The organism is Catenulispora pinisilvae, from assembly GCF_015356865.1.
Lineage (GTDB): Bacteria > Actinomycetota > Actinomycetes > Streptomycetales > Catenulisporaceae > Catenulispora > Catenulispora pinisilvae.
Window position 1 is genome coordinate 1 of sequence record NZ_JAAFZA010000164.1, and the last position, 23,929, is coordinate 23,929.

At 70.7% G+C, this 23,929-nt stretch carries 12 protein-coding genes and 1 pseudogene; 4 read left to right on the forward strand and 9 right to left on the reverse strand.

Going from position 1 to position 23,929, the window contains the following annotated elements; all coding sequences use genetic code 11:
- Nucleotides 1-32 precede the first annotated feature (32 nt).
- Nucleotides 33-1,628, reverse strand: a complete 1,596-nt coding sequence (locus tag IZR01_RS33690; protein WP_194926208.1) for an FAD-binding oxidoreductase — start codon at nt 1,626-1,628, stop codon at nt 33-35.
- A 70-nt stretch (nt 1,629-1,698) separates the two neighbouring features.
- Here IZR01_RS33690 and IZR01_RS33695 point away from each other — a divergent pair, with 70 nt between their 5' ends.
- Nucleotides 1,699-3,201 (forward strand): cellulase family glycosylhydrolase, encoded by a 1,503-nt coding sequence (locus tag IZR01_RS33695; protein WP_194926209.1) that lies wholly within the window; start codon nt 1,699-1,701, stop codon nt 3,199-3,201.
- Between the two features lie 105 nt (nt 3,202-3,306).
- Here the strand turns inward: IZR01_RS33695 and IZR01_RS33700 are convergent, their stop codons facing one another.
- Nucleotides 3,307-5,451, reverse strand: a complete 2,145-nt coding sequence (locus IZR01_RS33700; protein ID WP_194926210.1) for an alpha-galactosidase — start codon at nt 5,449-5,451, stop codon at nt 3,307-3,309.
- A 623-nt stretch (nt 5,452-6,074) separates the two neighbouring features.
- Nucleotides 6,075-7,547 (reverse strand): annotated as a pseudogene (locus IZR01_RS54460) (NEW3 domain-containing protein); the annotation flags it as partial.
- A gap of 255 nt (nt 7,548-7,802) precedes the next feature.
- Here IZR01_RS54460 and IZR01_RS33710 point away from each other — a divergent pair.
- The gene (locus IZR01_RS33710; RefSeq protein WP_194926212.1) at nt 7,803-10,337 is read left to right on the forward strand and encodes a collagenase; all 2,535 of its coding nucleotides are present in this window, start codon (nt 7,803-7,805) and stop codon (nt 10,335-10,337) included.
- A 114-nt stretch (nt 10,338-10,451) separates the two neighbouring features.
- On the opposite strand, the gene IZR01_RS33715 is transcribed toward IZR01_RS33710, so the two are convergent.
- The 6 genes from IZR01_RS33715 to eccCa all read right to left on the reverse strand — a co-directional run bounded on the left by IZR01_RS33715 (nt 10,452) and on the right by eccCa (nt 20,617).
- Nucleotides 10,452-10,988: a hypothetical protein gene (locus IZR01_RS33715; protein WP_194926213.1), complete on the reverse strand. Its 537-nt coding sequence runs from the start codon at nt 10,986-10,988 to the stop codon at nt 10,452-10,454.
- Nucleotides 10,989-11,263: 275 nt separating this feature from the next.
- Nucleotides 11,264-12,595, reverse strand: a complete 1,332-nt coding sequence (locus IZR01_RS33720; RefSeq protein WP_194895433.1) for an erythromycin esterase family protein — start codon at nt 12,593-12,595, stop codon at nt 11,264-11,266.
- Between the two features lie 224 nt (nt 12,596-12,819).
- On the reverse strand, nt 12,820-14,394 hold the full coding sequence (locus IZR01_RS33725; RefSeq protein WP_194895434.1) for a DEAD/DEAH box helicase: 1,575 nt from the start codon (nt 14,392-14,394) through the stop codon (nt 12,820-12,822).
- Nucleotides 14,395-14,770: 376 nt separating this feature from the next.
- The gene (locus IZR01_RS33730; protein ID WP_194895435.1) at nt 14,771-14,974 is read right to left on the reverse strand and encodes a cold-shock protein; all 204 of its coding nucleotides are present in this window, start codon (nt 14,972-14,974) and stop codon (nt 14,771-14,773) included.
- 334 nt (nt 14,975-15,308) lie between these two features.
- The gene (mycP, locus tag IZR01_RS33735) at nt 15,309-16,553 is read right to left on the reverse strand and encodes a type VII secretion-associated serine protease mycosin (protein WP_194895437.1); all 1,245 of its coding nucleotides are present in this window, start codon (nt 16,551-16,553) and stop codon (nt 15,309-15,311) included.
- A complete protein-coding gene (eccCa, locus tag IZR01_RS33740) occupies nt 16,550-20,617 on the reverse strand; it encodes a type VII secretion protein EccCa (RefSeq protein WP_194895438.1) in 4,068 nt (1,355 codons plus the stop codon). Before eccCa ends, mycP begins: the two co-directional genes overlap by 4 nt.
- 180 nt (nt 20,618-20,797) lie before the next feature.
- Here eccCa and eccD point away from each other — a divergent pair, with 180 nt between their 5' ends.
- Together eccD and eccB are read left to right on the forward strand one after the other, a co-directional pair.
- Entirely contained in the window at nt 20,798-22,186 is a 1,389-nt protein-coding gene (gene eccD / locus IZR01_RS33745) for a type VII secretion integral membrane protein EccD (protein WP_194926214.1), read from the forward strand.
- A 30-nt stretch (nt 22,187-22,216) separates the two neighbouring features.
- Complete coding sequence (eccB, locus tag IZR01_RS33750; protein ID WP_194926215.1) at nt 22,217-23,692, forward strand: type VII secretion protein EccB; 1,476 nt, start codon at nt 22,217-22,219, stop codon at nt 23,690-23,692.
- The last annotated feature ends 237 nt before the right edge of the window (nt 23,693-23,929 follow it).

Here is a 23,929-nt window from a genome sequence, read left to right on the forward strand (position 1 = left end):
CGCCCACACCGTCCCGCTCCGCACGGCTCCCCCTAATCCAGCAGCACCCCAGGGTTCAGGATCCCCGCCGGGTCGAGTGCCGTCTTCGAGGCGCGCAGCGCGGTCGCGAAGGGCTCGGGCCGCTGCCGGTCGTACCAGGGACGGTGGTCGCGGCCTACCGCGTGGTGGTGGGTGATGGTGCCGCCGGAGTTCAGCAAGGCCTCTGATACGGCGGTCTTGATCTCGTCCCACTGCTCGGCGGTTCGGCCCCAGGTGCCTGGTGCGTAGATGCCGAAATACGGTGCCGGTCCGTCGGGGTACACGTGGGTGAAGCGGCAGGAGAGCACGCCGTTGATGCTGAGAGCTGTGAACGCGGCGCCGGCTGCCGCCTCGACCGCGCTGCGCAGCTCCTCGAAGCGGTTCCAGGTGCAGGCCGTCTCGAAGGTCTCGACGATCATCGACTGGGCCGCCATGGCGTCGCGCTGGTAGGGCATCCGCAGGAACGACGAGCGCCACGTGTCGGCGGCTTCGGTGCGCGCCCGGTCCTGCTCCGAGTCCGTCGTTCGGACTCCGTCCGGCACGCGGCCGCCGAACCCGTCGCAGATCTCGACGGCCCGGCGCATCGACTCCGCGACTGGGTGGTCCGCGGACTCGAAGCCCAGCACCAACAGCCCGCCGCTGGTGCTGGTTCCGGCGTTGATGAACGCCTCCACCGGATCCAGGAGCCGGCAGTTGGCGGGGAACAGGGCGGACTGCGCGATCGCGCGGGTCGCGGCGACTGCGGCAGCGTAGTCGTCGAAGAGTACTGAGGCGCCGGAGCGCCAGCGCGGACGGTCCTGCAAGCGCATCCATGCCTCGGTGATCACCCCGAGGGTGCCCTCGGAGCCCAGGAACATCCGGTCCGGTGACGGGCCCGCGCCGGATCCCGGCAGCCGGCGTGACTGGCTGATCCCGGCCGGGGTCACCACCCGCATCGACTCGACCATGTCGTCGATGTGCGTGTAGACCGTCGCGTAGTGACCGCCCGCGCGGGTCGCCAGCCAGCCGCCCAGGGTCGAGAACTCGAAGGACTGCGGGAAGTGCCGCAGCGTCAGGCCGTCCGGCCGCAGCGCGTCCTCCAGCGCCGGCCCGAGGATCCCGGCCTGGATCCGGGCCGCCCGGCTGACCCGGTCGACCTCGACGATCCGGTTCAGCCGGCCCAGGTCCAGCGACACCGCCCCGGCGTACTGCCGGAGCCCGCGCGGTTCCACGCCGCCCACCACCGACGTCCCGCCGCCGAACGGGACCACCGCGATCCCCGCGCCGGTGCACCAGTCCAGGACATCGACGACGTCCTGCTCGCTGCTCGGCCGGACCACCAGATCCGGCACCTGCTCCACCCGGCCCAGCAGGCAGCGCACCACGTCCCGGAACGCCTGCCCGTGCCCGTGCCGGACCCGGTCGGCCAGATCGTCCGACGCCAACCGGGCCAGGGCGGCCGGCGCCTGGACACCGGGAGCCGGAACCGACAGTTCCCCGATCTTCGGCGGCTCGTGCGCCGTCAGATCGGCCTGCGGGAACACGGCCGCGAGCCGCTGCGTCAATCCGGCACGCTCGGCGCCGACAACCGCGTCCTCGACGTTGCCCCAACCCCACCACGACCGCGCCACAGCCACTCCTCTTCAAAACATGAATAATTCTCAGTAACCTGCCCCCACCATCCTTCGTGGGAGGCCACACATGCGAACATCGGCTCGTCTTCGTCTCGCCGCCGCGGTCCTGGCGGCGGCCGTCTTCGTCCTTCCCGGCACGGTGCGGGCCGCTCCACCGACCCCGACCCCGACCCCGACACCGGCCTCGACACCGGCACCGCTTTCCGCAGTCGGCACCATGGTCACACCCGACGGTGTCACGCGCCTGACCGATTCCTCCGGCCGGGTACTGGACCTGCGCGGATTCAACCTCGACAAGTACGACGAGTCCACCCCGGCGGACATCCAGGCCATCGCAGAGCACGGATTCAACCTCATCCGGCTGGACATCACCTGGGCCCGGCTGGAGCCGAAGCCCGGGGTGTACGACGCCGCCGCGATGGGGCGCATCCAGCAACTGATGACGGCGGCCGACCGGTACGGCTTGCGGGTGCTGGTGGACTTCCACCAGGACGTATACGGACCCTACTTCGGAGGCGGCCAGGACGGGATTCCGGCCTGGGCCACCCGCGACGACGGCCTGCCCTTCACGCCGATCCCGAACGACTGGTTCAGCGAGTACTTCGAGCCCTCGGTGCAGGCCGCGTTCCGGCATCTCTACGACGACCCGGATCTGCGGGCCGCCCAGGCCTCGTTCTATCAGCACGTGGCCACGGCGCTGCGATCGCATCCGAGCCTGCTGGGCTACGACCTGTTCAACGAGCCGAGCGGGCCCATGCTGGGCAATCCGTCCGATCCGGCGGCGCTCGCCGCCTCCTCGCGAGCGCTGGAGCAGGGCCGGTTGCAGGAGATGTACAAGCGGCTGATCACGGCCGTCCGGGCAGTGGATCAGCGGTCCTGGCTGTTCGTCGAACCAACGGTGTTGGTCGGCGAGGGCGTGCCGACTGCACTGCCGGGGTTCGTCGACCCGCGCGCCGGGGCGCCCCGGATCGGGTACGCGCCGCACTTCTATGACACGGCTGTGGAAGACGGGCAGGACTGGAATCCGGCAGACGGGTTCATCGACGACTACCTGGCCGCGATCACCGCTTATCCGAAGGCACACGGGATGCCGGTGATCGTGGGCGAGTGGGGAGAGAACACCAGTACCCCGGGCAACGCCGCGCTGATGGCGGCCCAGGTGCGGGTGATGCCGTCGTTCGCGACGGGATGGACCCGGTGGTACTGGGGCCTGGGGACCGGCGGGTACGCGCCGCTGGACGCGGCCGGGAACCCGCTTCCCGGTGAGGCACCCATGTTCGCGCCGTTCGCCTCAGCGCTCGCCGGAACGCCGGCCGCCTCGACCTTCGATGCGAATTCGGGTACTTACACACTCACCTACACGCCGGGCGCGAACTGGCTGGCGCCCACCGAGATCGTGCTGCCCGGGACCGTCTACGGCGACAACGTCGCGGTGTCGGTTTCCGGTGGCCGGGCTGCGACATTCACGATTCCCCCGACTGGGCCGGGCAAGGCGGGAAGGGCGCTGGTGTTCGCCGCACCCGCAGCCAGGCACCAGGGATCGATCACTGTCACCGTGCGACGCCGCTGACGGTGCCGCTGACGACGCCACTGACGACGCCCCGGAACTCCTCTCACCAGCAGGCGAGGAAAGCTGAGCCGGAAGCGTCGTCAGGGGCGGACGCCGATCAGCCCATCAGCTGATCGGCGTCCACAGCGTCGGATCACCCGAGTCGGCGACCACCGTGCTGCCGGAGACGCCGAGCACGTTCCCGGTGGCGACGTTGCTGATGCTCAGACCGCCGCCGGGACTCTCGGTGGTGAGGCGCCATTTCTGCGCGGGATCCGTCGGATCGTAGGCGTTGAGCACCGTCACCACCGATCCGGACGCGGTCAACGTGCCGTGCTGCTGCGTACTGCTGTAACAGCCGTCGTAGATTCGCACGGTACCGTCGGCGTTCGGGCTGAACTGCCACCACTGCGACCAGTACGTGGGCTGGTAGGCCGCGACGTCCAGCGGGCCGCCGCCCGGCGCGCCGCATTGGCCCGCCACTTCCAGGGCCGACCCGTTGGTCCCGGACGCGGCCAGGTCGTGGTAGCGGCCGTCACCGACGACCGGCGAGACAGCAGAGGCCGCGGAACTGATCCGGAACATCTCCACGCCGTGCGCCGCGACCGAGCCGCCGAGCGTGCCGGTGGCGGCGAGGGTTCCGGTGGCCTTGGTCCACAGATCCTCGTAGTGGTAGGAGCCGGCCGGCAGACCCAGCGCGGACGGCGTCGTGGTGATCTGCTGCGCGTTGTCCGGGTCCTGATTCACCAGCAGCACGACGGTGTCGCCGTCGGCCATCGTGCGCCGGAGCACCACCGGCCTGGTGGCCGAGGTCGGCGGGCTGCCGACCAGCGTCGCCGGGACGCCGAGCGCGTCCTGGTCGACCCCGACGACGTCAGGGTTCTCATAGAGCGCCAGCGCGCTCGTGGAGATCCCGGTGGACCAGGTGTAGCCGTCGGCCGAGTGCTGCGAGTCCGCGGCGGTGCGCAGGTCGGCGCCGGTGATGAGCGGAGCCGCCATCATCGACAGGATCGAGATCTCGGTCTGCGATTCGGTGTCGGTGAACGGTTTGTGGCAGGTGCAGGTGTCGGTGACGCCCCACAGACCGTCCGGGTCGTTCCACCCGGCGTACATCATGTCCATGTCGTTCCACGAGCCCGGACGCACATTGGCGGCGTATTGCAGCGCGGTCCCCAGTTGCCCGCCGTAGAGCACGCCGGCCAGTTCGCTGTCCCGGTCGCCGCCGATCCGGCACAGGTTGGCGACCTGGCCGCACCACACGCCGGTCGGCGCGTAGCCGGGGGCGTCGTACTGCGGGGTCCCGGCGGCGGCGATCACCGAGTCGGAGCGCGCCGGGTCGTCCGGCGACTCCAGGTACGGCACGCCGGTGTGCGGCGGCTGGGCCGAGACGCTCACCACGACCTTGGGCCGGCCCTGAGCGGCCGACGCCGCGTCGAGGGCCTTCTGGAAGGTCTGGATCCGGGCGTAGATCGACTCGGTGAGCTCTTTGCCCTCGCCCTGCGGGCCGTAGTCGTGGCCGTCCGGACCGATGATGTGCGGCCCGCTCCAGTTCGGGCAGTTGTCGTCCTTGACGTAGTCCACGCCCCAGGACACGAAGTCGGCCGCGTCCGTGGCTTCGTGGCCGAGGCTGCCGGGGTGGCCCTGGCAGGTGAGGTAGGTGTCGGTGGTGTAGAGCCCGAACTTCATGCCCTTGCTGTGCGCGTACCAGGCCAGGTAGGCGATCCCGTTGAGGGTCTGGCCGTTCACGGTCTGGGGCGGGAAGTCCGAGTTGGGCTGGAGGTCACCGGACGTCGGATCGTTGCCCGTCCCGTCGCTGCCGCTGACCGGATTACCGCCGGCGTCGTAGAGCTGCATCGAGCCGTAGGACGTCTTGACGGGATCGGCGCTCTGGCCGCTGCGATGGTTCAGCGACCAGCCGTCGTCGATGGTCACCGTGTTGTAGCCGGCGGCGACCATGCCGTTGCCGGACATGAAGTCGATCGTCTGGACCACCTGCGCCTCGGTCACGGCGGTGCCGAGCGAGTTCCAGGAGTTCCAGCCCATCGGCGGGGTCAGGGCCACGCCGTTGTTCAGCGGCGGTGTGGCGGTGGCGGTGGTCATGGCGGTGCCGGTGACAGCAGTCGTGCCAGTGACGGCAGCCGTGCCAGTGGCGGTGACGGTGGTCGTGCCGATGGCGGCGGCACGAGTCGTCGTGGTGGCGGTGGCGGCGGGCGTGCCCGCCACGGCGGCGAAAGCCACCGCGGCGGACACGCAGATCGGCATGAGTCTCATGAGGTGGCGAACCCCGTGAAGTCGACCTCGCCGCTGTCCCCCGAACCGTCGTTGTGCGCGGTCATGAACGTGCCGACGTCCTGGGTGGCGTTGACTGAGGGCACGGTCGCGGTCCCGACCTGGGTCCAGGTGACGTCGTCGGTGGAGTAGTAGCCGGTGAAGGTGGAACCGGAGCGGACGAGCTTGAGCCAGGACGGGTAGGCGGCCGTCCCGAGCCCGGAGTTCGACGGCGCGCTGTTGCTGTCCAACTGACCGCTGCCGGTGCTGTCCCATTGCAGGACGTAGCCGTTGCCGGGGGTGACGGCCAGGACGAGGTAGCCCGGCGAGCTGCCGGCCCCGGTGATGTCGTCGCGCACCATGATCCCGGCCTTGGCCCAGACGCTGGTGTCGGCCTGCGAGGTGACCTCGACGACGGTGGTGGAGCCGTCGTGCTCGGCGCCCTGCTGATAGACGGAGCTGTACTGATCGGTGGCGCCCCAGGCGTCAGCCCCGGCGCCGTCGATCGACACCGCGTTCCCCAACTGGCCCATCTGCGCGGTGGTACTGGTGAACGCCTTGTACGGGGCCTGCGGCGGAGCGACCAGCCGCACCGAACCGGCCGAGCTCGACGATTCCGGCCCGCCGCTCCAGTGGTCGTTCTCGGTACCGTCGATCTGGGCGGTCTCAATGGGCTTAGTCAGGGTGGCCGGCGCGGTCAGGCGGAAGGCGGAGATCGCCATGTGCCCGGCGGCGACCTTGCTGAAGCGCGTGGCGGTCAGCGGCTTGGCGGTCCAGCCGGCCGGCAGGTCCAGGCCGAGCGTGACGTCGGTGACGGCGGCGACGCCGTTGTCGGCGAAGTAGGAGTACGCCGTGCCGGACTGGCCGGCGCCCAGGCTGGGCAGTGTGGTGAGCAGCGTCGTGCTCGGCGGCAGCGTCCGCTTGGCCGGCGCCACCTTGTACATCACGGCGGCGTGGCCAGGCACCGCGGCGCTGATCGTCCCGCCGCTGACCGTGGTCCGGCCGGTCCACAGGTCCTGAAGGGCATAGCCGCCCTTCGAACCGGCCGGCAGGCCGACCGCGGCCGCCGTGGTGGAGATGGTGGCCGCCGTGGCGTTCTCGTTGAACAGCACCACCGAGACGCTGCCGTCGGACAACGGCTTGGCCAGCACGTCCAGCCCACCGGAGCTGCTGATCTCAGCACCCTGCCGGCCGAGGGCGTCCTGGTCGACCGCGATGACCTGACGGTTCCCCAGGATGCGCAGAGTGTTCGCGCTCGCTGTGCGCAGATCGGTTCCGGAGATCAGCGGCGCGGCCATCTCGGCCCACAGCGTGAACTCGGTCTGGTCCTCCACCGCGCTCATCCCGTTGCCGACTTCGAGCATGTCAGGGTCGTTCCACGCCCCGGGCCCGGCGCCGGCGGCCAGCGCCACGTTGGTGTGGAAGTTCGACAGCATGCTGCCGAAGTCGGCGCTGATGTCCCCGGTGGTCCGCCACAGGTTGCCGACGGAGCCGCCCCAGGACGCCACGTCCTCCGTGCCCCAGCTGCACAGGCTGTAGACGATGGGACGCCCGGTCGCGGCCAACGCCTTGCCCATCGCGTTATAGCGCTGCTGCGACGGCACCCCCTGGTTGTTGCAGTTGTCGTACTTGAGGTAGTCCACGCCCCAGGCCGCGAAGGTGTTCGCGTCCTGCGTCTCGTGGCCCAGGCTGCCGGGGAATCCGGCGCAGGTGTTGGTGCCGGCGGTCTCGTAGATGCCGAGCTTGAGACCCTTGGCGTGGACGTAGTCGGCGACCGCTTTGATGCCGTCGGGGAACTTCACCGGGTCCGGGACCAGGTTCCCGGCCGAGTCCCGGTTCGGCGCCATCCAGCAGTCGTCGATGTTGACGTAACTGTAGCCGTCGGCGGCCAGGCCGGAGGCGACGAGCTTGTCAGCGGTCTGCTCCACCAGCTGCGCACTCACGGCGCAGCCGAAGGCGTTCCAGTCGTTCCAGCCCATCGGCGGGGTCAGCGCCAGGCCGTTCGCCAGCGCCGCGGCCGGTGGCGCGGCCCCGACGGCGCCCGCCACCGGGGCGATGACCAGGGTGGCGGCCAGCAGGATGGTGCGGATTTTGCGCATGTCGTCTCCTCGTGTTCCGACAATTCCGCTCAGATATCAGCACTCTTCAACACATCGGAACGCAAGCTAGCGATGTGCCATTGCACTGTCAAGGAAGACGACGCGGGCGGCCCCGACGGCCGCGGGATGCTATCGCCCGGGCGCCAGAGCTCTATCGCGTGATCGATTGTCAGCACCACGCGCCGGTGAGAGCTTCTTGGCACATCTCGCGGCTGTTCCGTGAGACGTCCCCGCTTGTTCACAAAGGAGCCCTGGATGAGCCACCGATCCGCCCTGCCCAGAATCCTGGCCGCGGGCCTGGCAATCAGCGTCGTGACGCTCGGGATGGCCGCCGGCCCGGCGAGCGCCACCGCGCCGGCGCCGACGCCCGCGCCCGCGCCGACCACGGCGAGCGCCGTGTCATCGGCAGATCAGAACCAGCCGGAGGCCCAGCCGGAGGACGGCACCCCGGTCAAGCTGTCACCCGCGAGCCCGCCGGTCGCGATCGGTGCGGCCACGTCCCTGGCGGCGGCGACCCGCTCCGGGCCGGCCGGCCCGGACAGCGCCGCGACGGCGGCAACCGGTGCGGCCTCGGCCAGCACGCAGTCGTGCACCGCGGCCGACTTCGGCGGTCGCGGCGGCAGCGCACTGGCCGCGTACGTCAAGGCGTCCAGCACCGACTGTATAAATACCCTGTATTCACTGACCGGCACCGACGCCGCGGCCGTCTTCAACGAAGCGCAGATGGTGGCCGTGGCCGACGCGTTCGGCCGGGCGGCGAAGTCTTACCGCGGCGATGACGCGCAAGGCATCTGGCAGCTGAGCCTGTTCCTGACCGCCGGGTACTACGTCCAGTACAACAACGCCGCCGCGGTCGGGACGTACGATCAGAAGCTCGCCGCGCCGGTCCAGGCCGGCTTGGACGCCTTCTTCGGCGCGAGGCATTCCGGTGACGTCAGCTCGATCAACGGCAGTGTCCTGGGCACCGTCATCACCTTGAGCGACAGCTCCGACAACCAGGCCCGCTATGTGCGGACCTACGCGCGGGTGCTGAACGGCTACAACAGCTCTTACGACGCCTTCCCCAGCATGGACGCGGCCGTGAACGCTGTGTTCTACCCTGTCTACCGGGGCCACTCCTTCCCGGCGTACATCGCCGCGGTCATCGCGAATCCGAGCCTCATCAGCGCTCTGAACTCCTTCGCGCTGCGGAACACGGCCCTGCTCGCCGGAGCGGACTACGCGCTGGACACCAACGCCGCGGCCGAGACCGTGCGTTTCCTGGACACCCCGGCGTTGCAGCCGATGGTGCGCCCGCTGACCGCGAAGCTGCTCAGCGCCTCGCCACTGTCGGGGCCGAACGGCCCGATCTGGCTGCGGGTCGCCACCGTCGAGGATTACGTGGACGGCGCGGAGTGCGGGACCTTCAACGTCTGCAATTATCTCAATACCCTGCAATCGACCATCCTGCCGACGACCTACGCGTGCGGCTCGAACCGCACGTTCCTGACCTATGCGATGTCCGCCTCGGACCTGAACGCCGCCTGCACGAGCGTGGAAGGTGAGGACGCCTACTACCACGCCCTGACCAAGGACGACGGTCCGATCCCCGGGCAGTACGAGACCACCCTCCGGCTCGCCGTGTTCGCCACCAAGTGGGCCTACACCATGTACTCCACGGCGCTGTTCGGCAACGACACCGACAACGGCGGGATCACGCTGGCCGGCGAGCCCACCGACCCGACCAACCTGCCGATGTCCATCATGTACATCAAGTTCCCCGGCGACGGCTTCCCGGCCGGCATCTGGAACCTGAACCACGAGTACACGCACCTGCTCCAGGCCGCCTACGAGATGAAGGGCGACTTCACGCAGGAGATGACCGTGCCCGACATCTGGTGGGTCGAAGGCGAGGCGGAGTACAACTCCTACACCTACCGCGGCATCAACAACACCCAGTCGATCAATGAGGCCGCTCAACACACGTTCGCGCTGAGCACCCTGTTCCAGACCACATACGACAACAGCACCAACGACCGCACGTACGTCTGGAGCTACCTGGCCACGCGCTACATGCTCGAAAAGCACCCGGACGTCGTCCAGGCCATGCTGGCCCACTTCCGCGTCGGCGACTTCCAGGGCGGATACCAGGTCTACAACTCCATCGGCACCGCCTACGACGGCGACTTCAACGCCTGGCTCGACGCCTGCGCCGCCGGCGCCTGCCTGGTCCCGGGCGCGCCGACCGCCGCCTTCGCCGCGACCGTCGACGGCCTGTCCGTGCACCTGTCCGACACCGCCACCGACACCGGCAGCTCCATCAACCTTGTCCACTGGAACTACGGCGACAACGCCACCTCCGACACCGACGGCCCCAACCCCACCCACACCTTCAGCGCGCCCGGCACCTACGCCATCGCCCTGACCGTCGACGACGCCAAGGGACGGGCCTCCACCGCCACGCAGTACGTCACGGTAACCCCGCCGTGCACCTCGGCCAACCGGCAGGCGCTGAGCCGCAACTGCTCGCGCAGCGGCCTGTCCGCGACCACGGGCGGCTACGACTCTCTGTGGATCTACCTGCCGGCCGGGCAGCAGACGCTGACCGTCACGGCCAGTGGCGGCGACGGCACCGCGGAACTGCTCTACGACCCCGACACGTGGGCGACGAACCAGACCCACACCGCGCAGGCGGCTCCGAACCCGAACGGGCAGAGCATCACCGTGACGAACCAGAGCGCCGGATACCGGTACATCAGCCTGTATGCGGTGACGTCGTTCAGCGGAGTGAGCGTGTCCACGCAGTACTGAGATGCAGTACTGAGACAGAGTGCCGAGACGCAGTGCTGAGCGTCTAAAACCGAATACACGACAAAGCGACCGCCTCCCGTACCGTACGGGAGGCGGTCGCTTCCGGTATCAGGGTCAGCCGGTGACCCTGGCCCAGACAGTGATCTGTTCGGTCACCGAAGGCGGCGTCCCCGGCGCGCCCTGCGGTCCCAAGGGGACGTCCGGGTCGTCGTAGTACGCCTTGTCCGGTCCGATCAGGGTCCCGGTACCGGCGACGCCGGGCAGGAAGACCGTCGCGTGCACCCTGCTGCCGGCCGGCACGGTCACGGTCGTCCCGTCGACGAGAACGGTGGAGTCCTGGGTGGGCACGTCGGTGCTCGGCTGGTCGCCGAAGAAGGTGCCCACGGTCTCGTCGCGGCCGGTGACGGACGCGTTGGTGGAGTAGGTGGAGTCGCCGGGGGTGCTGACATAGCCGTAGGTGTGTACCTGCGATCCGGTGACGTCCACGCAGGCCTCGATATAGCGGACCCCGCTGAGCTTCCAGCCGCTGCAGGTCGTGGTGGTCGGGTTCGCGTCGGCCGAGGCGGCGCCGGCGGTGGCGACGGAGGCGGCCACCGGCACGACGGCCAGGATGCCCGCAGCCAGCAGTTTGACGCCCTTGTTCATGGTCATGGCTTGCCTTTCGGTGCTGTGGAGCGCGTCGAGTACGCCCCGCGCAGCACTATGTCACACCTCATATTTCAGCATCCTGCGACAAGCCCGTGACCGTCGGCCGGTCACCCGGCGTTGACCGGGTCGTTCCCCGCCCGCCGCCCGCCGTTTCCAGTTCCCCATGCGGCACGCGGCGTCATGGAAAGCGCTGGACCATGACGCCGCTGGCAGGTGTTCGGCCACAAGGGCAGGAGGCCGTCAGGTGAATCCTCGGTGAAACGCTCCGAGGTCCGGCGCTACAGCTTGGTCGCCGCCGTCACGCTGTGGAGGTGGATCAGGACGTCGAAGGCGTGGCCGACGGCGAGTTCGGGTGTGCCGTCCACGGGAAACTGCGTGCCGACGTCGTACGTCGGGCGCGCCTGATCCAACCACGCGCGGGCTGCGGCAGGGGCCTTGCGCAGATCGACGTAATAGTCGCGGTACCGGACCTGGTCGAGTGTGTACTCGTTGGAGCCGGCAGGCGCCGCGGGGAGCGTGAACTTCTGCCAGTCGCCGCCCAACGCCTGACTCTTGGAGAGGAACGAGCCCCGGTCGAAGGTTGTGCCGATGGCGACGTAGCCCGACCCCAGAGCGTCGTGGAGGAATGCGCCCTGGGTCTTCGGATACGTCGCGGGGTCGGTGGCGAGGTATCCGACGTGATCGTCGTGTGCCGACAACAGGATTCTGCCGCCCTCGTACCGCAGCCACCACGCCGTATTGTCGGCCATCACCTGGTCGCGGTAGCGCTCCATGGCGGTCAGCGAGGCCGGGTCGGTGACGTTCACGGACAGGAACGTGTAGGTCTGGGCGATGTTACGGGCGTTCTGCAAGGCGTATTCGTAGTCGCGGTCGCCCGGCGCTCCAGCGCTCTGCATCATGGCAAGCACCTGCTGTGCCTTCGACTCGTTCTGCTGACGTTCGGCCAGCGGCCGATCCAGGTAGCCGATGGCGTCGTTGAGCGGGCGCAGGCCGGACAGGAGCGCGTTCAAGCGCGGCAGGGACTCCGGGTGCGTCCGCTGCATGTAACCCGTGACCGCGTCGAAGACGGGCGCGCCGAGACTGGGCGCGCCGACATCGTCGCCCAGGAAGTGGACCGGATGAGCGGGGTGCTGGACGTTGTAGTCCCGCATCCACTGCACCAGCGTCACGAACTCCTCGCGGTCCCAAGGCGATCCGGCCATCGTCTCGTGCACGATCTGCCGCGCGTCGCCGCCGCCGTGCTGGAGGTAGTCGTCGATCCGCAGCCCGGCCGACCAGCTCATCTCCAGCGCGAAGCTGGTGAATCCCTTCTTCTCGACCAGGTAGCGGAAGACCCGGTCCTTCAAAGCGAAGAACTCGTGGGACCCGTGTGTGGCCTCCCCCAGGCCGACGACCTTGGCGTTGCCGACCATGGCGCCGAGTGCCTGGAGATCGGCCGTGCCGGCGCCCGGGTCGGTCGAGGTCAACGGATGGGCGATCCGGTCCAGCTGGCGGACCGGAACTGACGGGGCGGAAGACGGAGCAGCGGACGCGGCCGCGGATGTCATGGGGACCAGCACCACGGCCGCGGCGAGAGCCGCGACGGTGAGTCGCTTTTTAGAGTCGAGCATGGGTGATCACTCCTCAAGATGGCAGCCAGATCAAGTCCCGGCAACGTCTTCAACGCTACTTTTGGATCTTGATCTGGCCCAGGAGTGCACAGCACCGTTTCGAAGGTGTAGCAGGCTCCACCTCAAGCGGTCTGCCCCGGCACGCCGGGGACGGCCCCGACCCGATCCACCGCTGGTCACTGAGAACCAGCGGACGGATCAGGTGCGAGGCGACCGCTCCGGCGTCAGGCGGCGGCTCGCGCGCGTCGGGGCGGCTGGCTGCGCGACTGGGTGCGCGATGCCGAGTTGCCCTGCGGGCTGCGGCCGCCGGAGGCGGGGCGGTTGCGCCGGTTCCGGCCCGCGCCGGTGGATCCGGTGTACCGGGGGCGTTCGACCACGGGGTTGGGGATCGTGACGGCGACCCCGGTGGGGACGCGGGCCCCGGTGATGCTGGCGAGTTCAGCGTCGCTGGAGTGGACCTGGGCGGTGTTCGGGGTGATACCGGCGGCCGACATCATGCGGACCATGGTGCGGCGCTGCGTGGGCAGCACCAGGGTGACGACGGTGCCCGACTCGCCGGCGCGGGCGGTGCGGCCGCCGCGGTGCAGGTAGTCCTTGTGGTCGGTGGGCGGGTCGATGTTGACCACCAGGTCCAGGCCCTCGATGTGGATGCCGCGGGCCGCGACGTTGGTGGCGATCAGCGCGGTGACCTCGCCCTTGCGGAACTGCTCCAGGGTGCGGTTGCGCTGGGGCTGGGACTTGCCGCCGTGCAGCGCGGCCGCCCGCACCCCGTTGGCCAGCAGGTCGCGCACCAGGCGGTCGGCACCGTGCCGGGTGTCGGTGAACATGATCACGCCGCCGTCGCGGGAGGCGATGTGGGCCACGGCCGCGTTCTTGTCGGCGGGCTGCACGTGCAGCAGGTGGTGCTCCATGGTGCTGACCGTCGCGGACGAGGGATCGACCGAGTGCGTGACCGGGTCGCTGAGGAACCGGCGGACCAGGCGGTCGACGTTGCGATCCAGGGTCGCCGAGAAGAGCATGGTCTGCCCGCCCGGGGCGACCTGGTCCAACAGCTCAGTGACCTGAGGCAGGAAGCCCATGTCGGCCATCTGGTCGGCTTCGTCCAGGACGGTGATCCCGACCTCGGCCAGCTGGCAGTCGCCGCGCTCGATCAGGTCCTTGAGACGACCGGGGGTGGCCACCACGACCTCCGCGCCGCCGCGCAGGGCGTGTGCCTGGCGGCCGATCGACATCCCGCCGACGACGGTCGCCGTCCGGAGCCGGACGGCGTCGGCATAGGGGGTGAGTGCTTCGCTGACCTGCTGGGCCAACTCGCGGGTGGGGACCAGGATCAGAGCCAGGGGCCGCCGGGGCTCAGCCCGTCGCCCGGCCAGCCGGGCCAGCACGGCCAGGCCGAAGGCCAGGGTCTTGCCCGAGCCGGTACGGCCCCGGCCCAGGACGTCGCGTCCGGCCAGCGCGTTCGGCAGAGTCGAGGCCTGAATCGGGAAGGGGACGGTGACGCCCTGGCGGGTCAGAGTCGCCAGCAGCGCCGGCGGCATCTGGAGCTCGCTGAAGTTCTCGACGGCCGGGAGCCCCGGTGTGGTGCTGACCGGAAGCGCGAACTCAGTCCTCGACGAGCCTTGGCGGCCGGCCGGGGCGCCGGCGCTGGACCGGCGGCCGCCGCCGGAGCGGGAGCCGGAGGTACCAGAGCCGCCAGAGCCGCCGGCGGTGCCGGAGAAGCGCTGGCCCGAGCCGGTGCGCTGATAGGAGCCGCGCTCGGAGGAGCGGTTGGAACGATTGGAACTGTTGGAACGGGCCATGAAAAGACCTTCCTCGAATGGCACGTATCGAGGAGGCCTCCTGGCCGCGGCAGAGCTGCGGGGAGATCACACGAACGAGCCGGAAAAACGCGGGGCGTGGACGGTGGAACCGTTCGGCACGTCACCTATGGTCAACGCACGCCCACGACAGCCGGGCGGCAGAAACCTCGAACCGCACTCAAAATACGAGAAGACGAGTTCGGCAGAGCAGGACCCGAACGTGACGCTGGGGCGCCTCGCGAGGGTCGGCCGCCGGTGGCGGAGCCAGTGGGCCCCGAGGTACGGGGCCGGATGAGAAATCAGATGGAACCGTCTTGCCCGGACCGAGCGCGAGCACGGTACAGGCAAGGCTTTCGCGGCGAGCGCCGCGGCAAACTCAGGTCGGACGAATGTTCTCGGCGTGCTGGCCCTTCGGGCCCTGCGCGATGTCGAACTCGACCTTCTGGCCCTCAAGCAGCTCGCGGAAGCCCTGGGCGCTGATGTTCGAGTAGTGGGCGAACACGTCAGGCCCGCCACCGTCCTGCTCGATGAAACCGAAACCCTTCTCCGCGTTGAACCACTTCACAGTGCCAGCCGTCATATATGCGTCTCCTTGATGGGACCTGTACCGAAACCCGCGCTTTGCACGTCTCGCGTCGCCGTGGTGATGACAGCCCGAAATGGGGCCGGAAAATAAAAAAGCGCCTGTCGGTCAAACCAGCAGGCGACACATAAGTTCATGGGACCACTACCGCAACAGTGACAACTATAGCAGGCCGGGCCGCGGCGAGGACATATTTCGACGAACGATCGACAACGCGTTCAGGGCCGCGGGGCAAAATTGTCCCGGCGCGGGCTCGGCCGGGGGCGGAAAGGGCCGCTGAGCTGTGCTTGGGGGCTCGGCATCAGGCGCGGCGTTAATGCCAGGCCCGGCCCTAACGCCAGCCGCGCTCCCGTCCCCGCGCCAGCAACCGCGAGCAGGTCAGGACCAGGACCACCAGCGCCCCGGCCGCCCCGGCGAATCCCAAGGACAGGTGGCGGGCGCTGGCGGGGGCATGCACGTTCAGCTCGGGCATGGGGATCGCGGCCGGCGGGGGTGCCGCCGCCGGGGTGAGGATCGCGGTGACCGCCCGGTAGGGGTCGATGACGCCCCAGCCGTACTGGGGGTCCGGGAGGGTTTTCGCCGGGTGGTCCGCGGTGGTCTCCAGGCGGGCTTTCACCTGCGGTGCCGTGAGGGCGGGGTAGTAGGAGCGGACGAGGGCGGCGGTCGCGGCGACGAAGGGGGCTGCGAAGCTGGTCCCGGAGTCGTAGACGTGGCCGGGGCCGCCGACGCCGAGGCTGAGGATCGTCTCGCCCGGCGCCACCAGGTCGATGAAGCCGCCGGTCTCCGAGGTCTGGGCGATGGTGCCGGAGGCGGTGATCGAGCCGACGGCGATGACGCCGGGATAGGCCGCCGGGTAGGTGACCTCGTCGGCCTGCTGGTTGTCGTTGCCGGCGGAGGCGACGATCAGGACGTCGTGGGCCTGGGCGTACTGGACCGCCGTGGCCAGGGCGGGGCTGGAGGCCTGGGCGACGGCCGAGATGTTGATGACCTTCGCTCCGGCTCCGGTGGCCGCGACGATCGCCTTGGCCATGTCCTCGGAGCTGGTCGTGCCGGTGTCGCTGTAGACCCGGATCGGGAGGATGACCGCGCCGGGGGCGAGGCCCGCGAAGCCGATGCCGGAGACCGGCTGGGCGGCGATGATGCCCGCGACCATGGTGCCGTGGCCGAGGCAGTCGGCGGTCGCCGGGCCGTCGGCGGTGTCCAGGGACAGGCCGGGCAGGACGTGGCCCTTCAGTTGCGGGACGCTCGCGTCGACGCCGGAGTCGATGACGGCGACCGTGACGTTCGCTCCGGTCGTGAACTGCCAGGCGCGTTGTGGTGCGAGCAGGGTCTGGGCCCAGGGCAGGGTCGCGATGGTGGTCTTCGCCGGGGATTCGCAGTTCTGTTCCGTGGCCGCGGCGGCTCGGGGCGCACCGGGGCCGGTCAGGGCAGTCAGCGCGATCAGGACTGTTCCGCCGGCCGCCAGTGCGGCGCCGGCGCGGCACCGGGCGTTCGGCGCGGCGGGCCGGCCGGTCCGGTTCAATGCTCGGCGGGCCGGGTCCGCTGCCCGGCCGGCGCCGACTCGACCAGCCCTCACCTGTCCTCCCGCTCGGGCACCGCGCAGAATCCGGTCTGCACCAGGATCGGCTTGTGCCTGCGCCCGACGATCTGTGCCCGCCCGGGCGGCAGCCGCCGCGGCACGGCGTCGCCGAGGAACGTCCCCTCGTCCCGCGAGGTGGACAGCAGCACGCCGCTGGCGCCGAGGTCCCAGATCCGCCGGAGCACCGGGTCCGTCATCCCGCGCGCCCCGCCCGCGCTGGACCGCGCGATGACCAGGTGCAGTCCGATCTCAACACCCTGTGGCAGCAGCTCCAGCAGCGCCGCCAGCGGGCTGCCCGTCGGCCCGACCATCAGCTCGTAGTCGTCCACGACCACGAACAGCCGCGGACCGGTCCACCAGTCGCGCTGCCGCAGCCGTACCGGGTCGATGTCCGCGTCCGGCACCCGGCGCTCCAGTGACGGCTTGATCTCGGCGACCAGTTCGGCGAGCTTCGCGCCGGTGACCGCGTAGCTGAGCTGTTGCGCCGTCGGGATCGCGTCGAACAGGTCGCGGCGGCTGTCGGCCAGCAGGACGCGGGCTTCCTTGGGCCGGTAGCGGGCGGCGATGGCCTGGATCACCAGGCGCAGGGTGTTGGTCTTCCCGGTCTCGGTGTCGCCGAACACGAGCAGGTGCGGGTTCTGCTCGAAGTCGTGGTAGACCGGTTCGAGCAGGGCCTCGTCACAGCCCAGGGCGAAGCGCAGATCGCCGTCCGGGGCCGGAAGCGCCGCGGCCGGCAGCATCTCCGGGAGCATCCGGACCCGCGGCGCCGCCGGGCCGTTCCAGCCCGCCGCGACGCCCTCGACGAACGCGCGGGTTCCCTCGCCGACGTCGTCGGCGCTCGCGCGGCCGTCGGCCCGGGGCAGCGCCGTCAGGAAGTGCATGCGGTCGTCGGTGAGGCCGCGCCCGGCGACGGTGGGGACGTCGGCGGCGGCCCGGCCGTTGATCTCGGACTCCTGCGGGTCGCCCAGCCGGAGTTCGAACCGGGTGCCCAGCAAGTCGCGCAGCCAGGGCCGGACCTCGGTCCAGCGGGCCGCCCCCACCACCAGGTGGATGCCGAAGGACAGGCCGCGCGCGGCGATCTCCTGGACCGTCGGCTCCAGATGCTCGAAGTCCTGGTGCAGCGTGAACCAGCCGTCGATGACGAGGAACACGTCGCCGAACTGGTCCTGGGGGAAGTCGCCGTTCGCGCGGCGCTTGCGGTAGGTCGCCATCGAGTCGATGCCGGCCTCGGCGAACATCCGCTCCCGGGCGGTGATCAGACCGGACATCTCCGCGAGGGTCCGGGCCACCCGGTCGGCGTCCAGGCGGCCGCTGACGCTGCCCACGTGCGGCAGGCCGGCCAGGGAGGCCAAAGTGCCGCCGCCGAAGTCCAGGCAGTAGAACTGGACGTTCGCCGGGGACGAGGAGGCGGCCAGCGCACAGATCAGGGTCCTGATGAGGGCCGACTTGCCGCTGCGCGGTCCGCCGACGACCGCGACGTGGCCCTTGGCCTCCGACAGGTCCGCCGTCAGCGGGTCATGACGCTGCTCGAACGGCCGGTCCACGATGCCCACCGGCACCGTCAGCTCGGCCACCGCGGTCCGGTCGTACTGCCCGAGGGCGCCGGCGGCACAGCGTTCCGGCAGCAGGCCGTCCAGGGTCGGCGGAACGCCCAGCGGCGGCAGCCAGATCCGGTGCGCCTCCGGTCCCGCGCCGGCCATCCGGTGGGCCAGGACCGTCAGCAGCGTTTCCTGGTTCGGCTGCGCGGACTGCGCCGACGCCTCGTCTTGGCCGTCCTCCGGCTCCGGCGCCACCGCCGGACCGCGCGGCGCTACATAGACCGTGTCGTAGGGCACGATGTAGTGCTCGGTGATCTCCTGCGCCAGCTCCAACTCGGCGGGAACGTAGGGCGCGGAGACATAGGCGCCGCGGAACCGGGCCAGCGGGTCGGTGGCGAAGCGCAGGAAACCGTGCCCCGGACTGGCCGGAAGCTCATAGGCGTCGCCGACGCCCAGCACGCCCCGGGACTCCGCGACCGAGAACGTCCGCAGCCCGATGCGGTAGGACAGATGCCCCTCGACCTGGTGGATCCGGCCCTCGTCGAGCCGTTGCGCGGCCAGCAGCAGGTGCACGCCCAGGCTGCGCCCGAGGCGGCCGATCACCACGAACAGCTCCAGGAACTCCCGGTTGGCCGCCAGCAGCTCGCTGAACTCGTCGACGATCAGGAACAGCGACGGCAGCGGTGCCAGGTCGGCCCCGGCGGCGCGGGCCCGCTCGTAGTCCAGGACCGAGCTGTAGTTGCCGGCCGAGCGCAGCAGTTCCTGGCGCCGCACCAGTTCGCCGTGCAGGGCGTCGCGCATGCGGTTCACCAGGGGCAGCTCATCGGCCAGGTTGGTGATGACCGCCGAGACGTGCGGCAGCTCGTCCAGGCCCAGGAACGTCGCGCCGCCCTTGAAGTCGACCAGCACGAAGTTCAACGTCTCCGAGGAGTGCGCCAGCGCCATCGACAGCACGATGGTCCGCAGCAGCTCGCTCTTGCCCGAGCCGGTGGCGCCGATCAGCATGCCGTGCGGGCCCATGCCGCCTTGCGCCGACTCCTTGATGTCCAGCTCGACCGGGACCCCCGCCTCGGTCACGCCGATCGGCACCCGCAGCCGGGCGCGCGGCGACCTGCGCTCCCAGTAGGCGACCGGGTCGTGGCCCGCCGCGTCCGGGATGCCCAGCAGGCCGGTGAGTTCGATGTCGACCTCGGCCGCGCCGCCGGAGACCGAGGGGGCCGAGGTCCGGTACGGGGCCAGCACCTTGGCGGCGGCCTCGGCCCGCGCCGGGCTGACCGTGTCCGGGCGCCCGATCGCGGTCTGGATGTCGTGGCCGGTCCGGTCGGCCACGACGGTGAACAGGACCGGATCGTCGGCGTCAGTGGCCTGATACCCGTTCCCGGCCGCGGAGCCGGCGACCGGTTCCCGGGCGCTGTCCCGGGCGGACTTGGCCGCCGCGCCCTCGGCGGTGCCGGCCGCAGTGCCAGCCGCCGTCCCGGCCGCGGTACCAGCCGCGGTCCCGACCCTCAGCCGCAGCGTCGCCGGATCGGTCACCCGGCCCAGCGCGCCGCTGACGTCGATCAGCACGGTGTTGCGATACCCGTACTGGATCGCCCGGTGATCGGCGGGCACGGTCACGTCGTCCAGGACGATCACGGTGAACGGCTCGCGCGGTGAGGGCTGCGCGCCCGGTTCGAATCCGGGCCGGTCCCGGAAGTCCTCACCGCCGAGCAGCCGCTCCACCTCGGTCAGCGAATCGCTCATCATCCGCACCTGGCCGGCCGCGTCGCGCTCGGAAGGGTGCAGCGCGTGCGGCAGCCACCGCGTCCAACGCCAGCGCTCGCGGGCCGCACCGCCTGCGCACACCGCGATGCGGACGTCGTCCGGGCCGTGGAAGACGGCGAGCTGGAGCAGCATGGAGCGGACCAGTCCGTCCACGTCGGCCGGCGGCCCCGACAGGCTGACCCGCGCGAATCCGCGCAGGTGCAAGGCCATGGGCACGTCCGCGACCGTGTTGTAGGCCCGGACGAAGCGGCGCAGGGCCCCGACGCACAACGGCTCCAGGTCCTCCACCACCCGGGACTGCGGCGGCACGACCCGCGCCGACAGCGCCTGCAAGCCGGTGGCGATCCGGATCTCGGCGAAGTCGTCGTCGCCGGTGGTCCGCTCCCAGCGCCGCGAACTCATCGCCACCGACCACAGTCCCTCAGGGTCCGGATGCCGCCAAAGCAGGGCACTGCGTTGCGCGCCGATCTTCTTGCGCACCTGCCGCCGCATCTGCCCGAGGTGCCGCAGATAGTCGCGCCGCTCAGCCTTCAGCTTCTTCTTGCTCTCCCCGCCGCCGCGCCCGATCTGCGCGACCACCATGCCGATCGAGGACACCCCCATCAGGCCGCCGCTGAGGTAGTTGACGGGCTTGGCCCCGGGCTGCAAGAACATCATCGCCATCGCGCCGGATCCGGCGGCCATCGGCAGCATCGTCAGCGCCGAGCCCATGCTCATCCCGGCCGGATCCGGGACGGTCGGGGGCTCCTGCAAGCTCATGTCACCTTGAGGTATCGGGGGTGCGGCCCGCCTCGGAACACGGCGGTGGATGATCGTGCTCACCGCTTCTCCCCTTCCATCCCCAGTGATCGTCGGTGGCGCGCGCCGCCCGGTCCAGACATACTCGCCGATGCTGCTGGCGCTCCGTGCCAGGTGTCAACTACAGGGAGAACGGACCGGATGAGCGAGACGATAGCCGACATGTGCCGGTTGACGATCATCGCCAACCAGCGGCGCGCCGCGTTGGCGCTGCCCTCCGACGTCCGGCTGGTCGCCCTGCTTCCGACGGTGCTCGGCCTGCTGGGATCAGAACTCGCCGACGCCGGGCTCGGCCACGACGGCTGGATCGTGCAGCGGGTCGGCGGCGGGCCGCTGGACGACGAGCGGACCCTGACCGAACTGGGGGTGCTCGACGGCGAGACGCTGTATCTGCGGCCGCGCCTGGACGCCCTGCCCGAGATCGACTTCGACGACCTGATCGACGGCATCGCCACCGGGATCCGCGCGCGTTCGGACCCGTGGCGCCCGGCCATTACCGGGCGGGTGCTCATCGGTTTCGCGGCCGGGGCGCTCGCTCTCGGCGTCCTGCCCCTGCTGCTGTCCGGCCCGGTCACCGACCGCCTGGCCAGTTCGGCGGCGCTGGCCGGGGTCCTGCTGGTGGCGGCGATCGCCTCGGCGCGGGCGCTGGGCGAGGGCGGTCTGAGCGCGCTGTTCGGCGGCGCCGCGGTGCTTTACGCGACGGTCGCCGGCGCCCTGGTGCCCAGCCAGCAGCACTATGCCGCGGACCTGAGCGGAAGCCGGGTGCTGTGTGCGGCGGCGGGCGGGACGGCTGTGGCGTTCGTGGCATTGATCGCGGCGCGCGTGGCGGTTCCGGCGCTCGTCGCGCTTTCGGTACTGGGTACCGCCGCGACGATCGCCGGCCTGCTCGCGGTCGCCTGGACGATGCCGATCGCCCACGCCTGTGCGATCGTCGTGCTGCTCGCCGTCATCTTCGCGCTGTCAATCCCGCTGGCGGCCTTCCGGCTGGCCGGGCTCCACCTGCCGATGATCCCGGTCGACCGCGAGGATCTGGACCGCGACGTCGAGCCGGTGCCCAGTGGCACCGCGCTGGACGCGGCGGCGCTCGTGGACCTGTACCAGAGCACGTTGTTGGCCGCGGCGGGGGTGATCTGCGCCGCCGGCCTGACGCCGGTGGTGCTGTCCGGCGGGTGGGCCCCGGCGACCTTCGCCCTGACGATCTCGGCGCTGCTCCTGCTGCGGGCCCGGGTGTTCACCGGGATCCGGCAGCGGCTGACGATGCTGGCTTCCGGGGCGTACGTGATCCTGCTGTTCGGCGCCGTGCGGATGGCCGCGATCGCGCCGGCACACCGGGCGGTCGTCGGCTGCGCGGCCGCCTTCGGCGCCGCGTTCCTGTTCGCCGTCCTGGCCCGCGCGGTACCGGGTCGCAGAATGCTGCCGCACTGGGGCCGGGCCGCGGACTTCGGCGAGTACCTGGCCGCGATCGGCGCGCTCCCCCTCCTGCTCACCCTCGTCGGCGTGCTGCACTGGGCACGCTCGATCGCCGGCTGACGACGCGAAGCGCCGAAGGAGAAGCCACGGATGCAGTCGCGCCGAGAACAGTTGCAGGCCCACAGCTTCATCGTCGGACGCTTGATGTCCGGCGTGGCGACCGGCGATATCGAGGCCCCGCGCGGGCCCCTGCGCCGCCAGTCCGTCGGGCTGTCCGCCGGGGTCATGGTCGCCGTGCTGCTGATGGCCGGGACCGTCGTCATGGGTTTTCTGTCGCCCGGCGGGAGCACCGCGTGGCAGAAGGCGAACACCCTGGTCCAGGAGAAGGAGACCGCCACCCGCTACGTCTACGTCGGCGGCGTGCTGCACCCGGTGCTCAACTACGCCTCGGCCAAGCTGCTCCTCGGTTCCTCGATGACGATCACCTCGGCGTCGACCTCGGAGCTCAAGGGCACGCCGCACGGCGCGGCGGTCGGCATCCCCGACGCCCCGGACGCGCTTCCCGCCCCGGCCGGTCTGACGTCCGTGCCCTGGCTCGTCTGCGCCACCGCCGCACCCGACGTCTCCGGAACCCCGCGGCCCAACGTCACCGTCGCGGTCGGCGGGGTCACCGGGGCGAGCACGCTGGACGCCACGAAGGGCGTCCTGGTCCAGACCCCCGACGGCGCCCAGTACCTGCTGTGGCAGCAGTGGCGGCTCCGGATCGGATCGGCCGCCGTGGCGGTGGGACTCAACCTCACGAGCGTGGCGGCCGTCCCGGTCAGCGCCGCCTGGCTGGACACGATCCCGGCCGGACCGGACCTGGTGTCCCCGCCGGTCCCGGGCCGGGGCGGGCCCGGACCGCGGATCGCCGGCCAGGCCTCGACGATCGGCCGCCTCTACACCGTCCACAACGTCAGCGGCCCGGACGGCACCTACCTCGCCCTGGCCGAGGGCCTGGAGCCGATCACCGCCACCCAGGCCGCCCTGATCCTCGCCGATCCGGCGGAGAAGGCCGCCTATCAGGGCGGGTCCCCGATGGAGATCCCGCTGGGCATCAGCGACCTGGCGGCGGCGCCACGCCTGGCCGCAGCGGCCCCGGTGGCCGGTTCCCCGGAGACGCCGCCGACCATGACGGCCGCCGGACCGGGCAGCACCCCCTGTATGTCAGTGGCCTTCACCGGCACGACCGAGCCCAGATACACGCTGGCCCTGACCCAGCAGAGCACCCTGGACCGGCTCCTCGGCGGACCGCAGCCGCCCTCGGCGACCGCGACGGTGGCCAACCGGGTCGTGGTCGCACCGGACACCGGCATGCTGGTCCGCTCCCTGCCCGCGCCACCGTCGGCGAACGTGGTCGCGGGCACCGACTACCTCGTCACGGACACCGGGGCGAAGTACCCGCTGGACGGCGGCGACGTGCCGGGGGTGCTGGGGTATCAGAACGCTGGCTTCGAGCTCGTCCCGCCGGAGCTGCTGGACCTGTTCCCGACCGGTCCGGCCTTGTCCCGGGCCGCAGCTACGCAGACGGCCTCGGCTGGCGTTGGTGACGGCGCCTCGCCTTCGGCTATCCCGACCGGCAGCTGACGCTCTGACCCCCTGATCCCCTGATCCCGCTGGCAGAGTGCTAGTGCCCGCATCAGGCAATTTTCGCCTGGCAGTTCGCGACGTGCCGGTCGCCGATCGCCGGTCGGGATCCGTGTTCCTGGTCGGCGCTGCGGGGCAGCGGCGCGGGCTTTTGGGGGGCTGAAGTTTGCAGGGCGGGTTGCGGTTGGCGTGTGGGTTTCAAAGCTTTTTACGGCCTTCGGTTATGGTTGTGCCGTG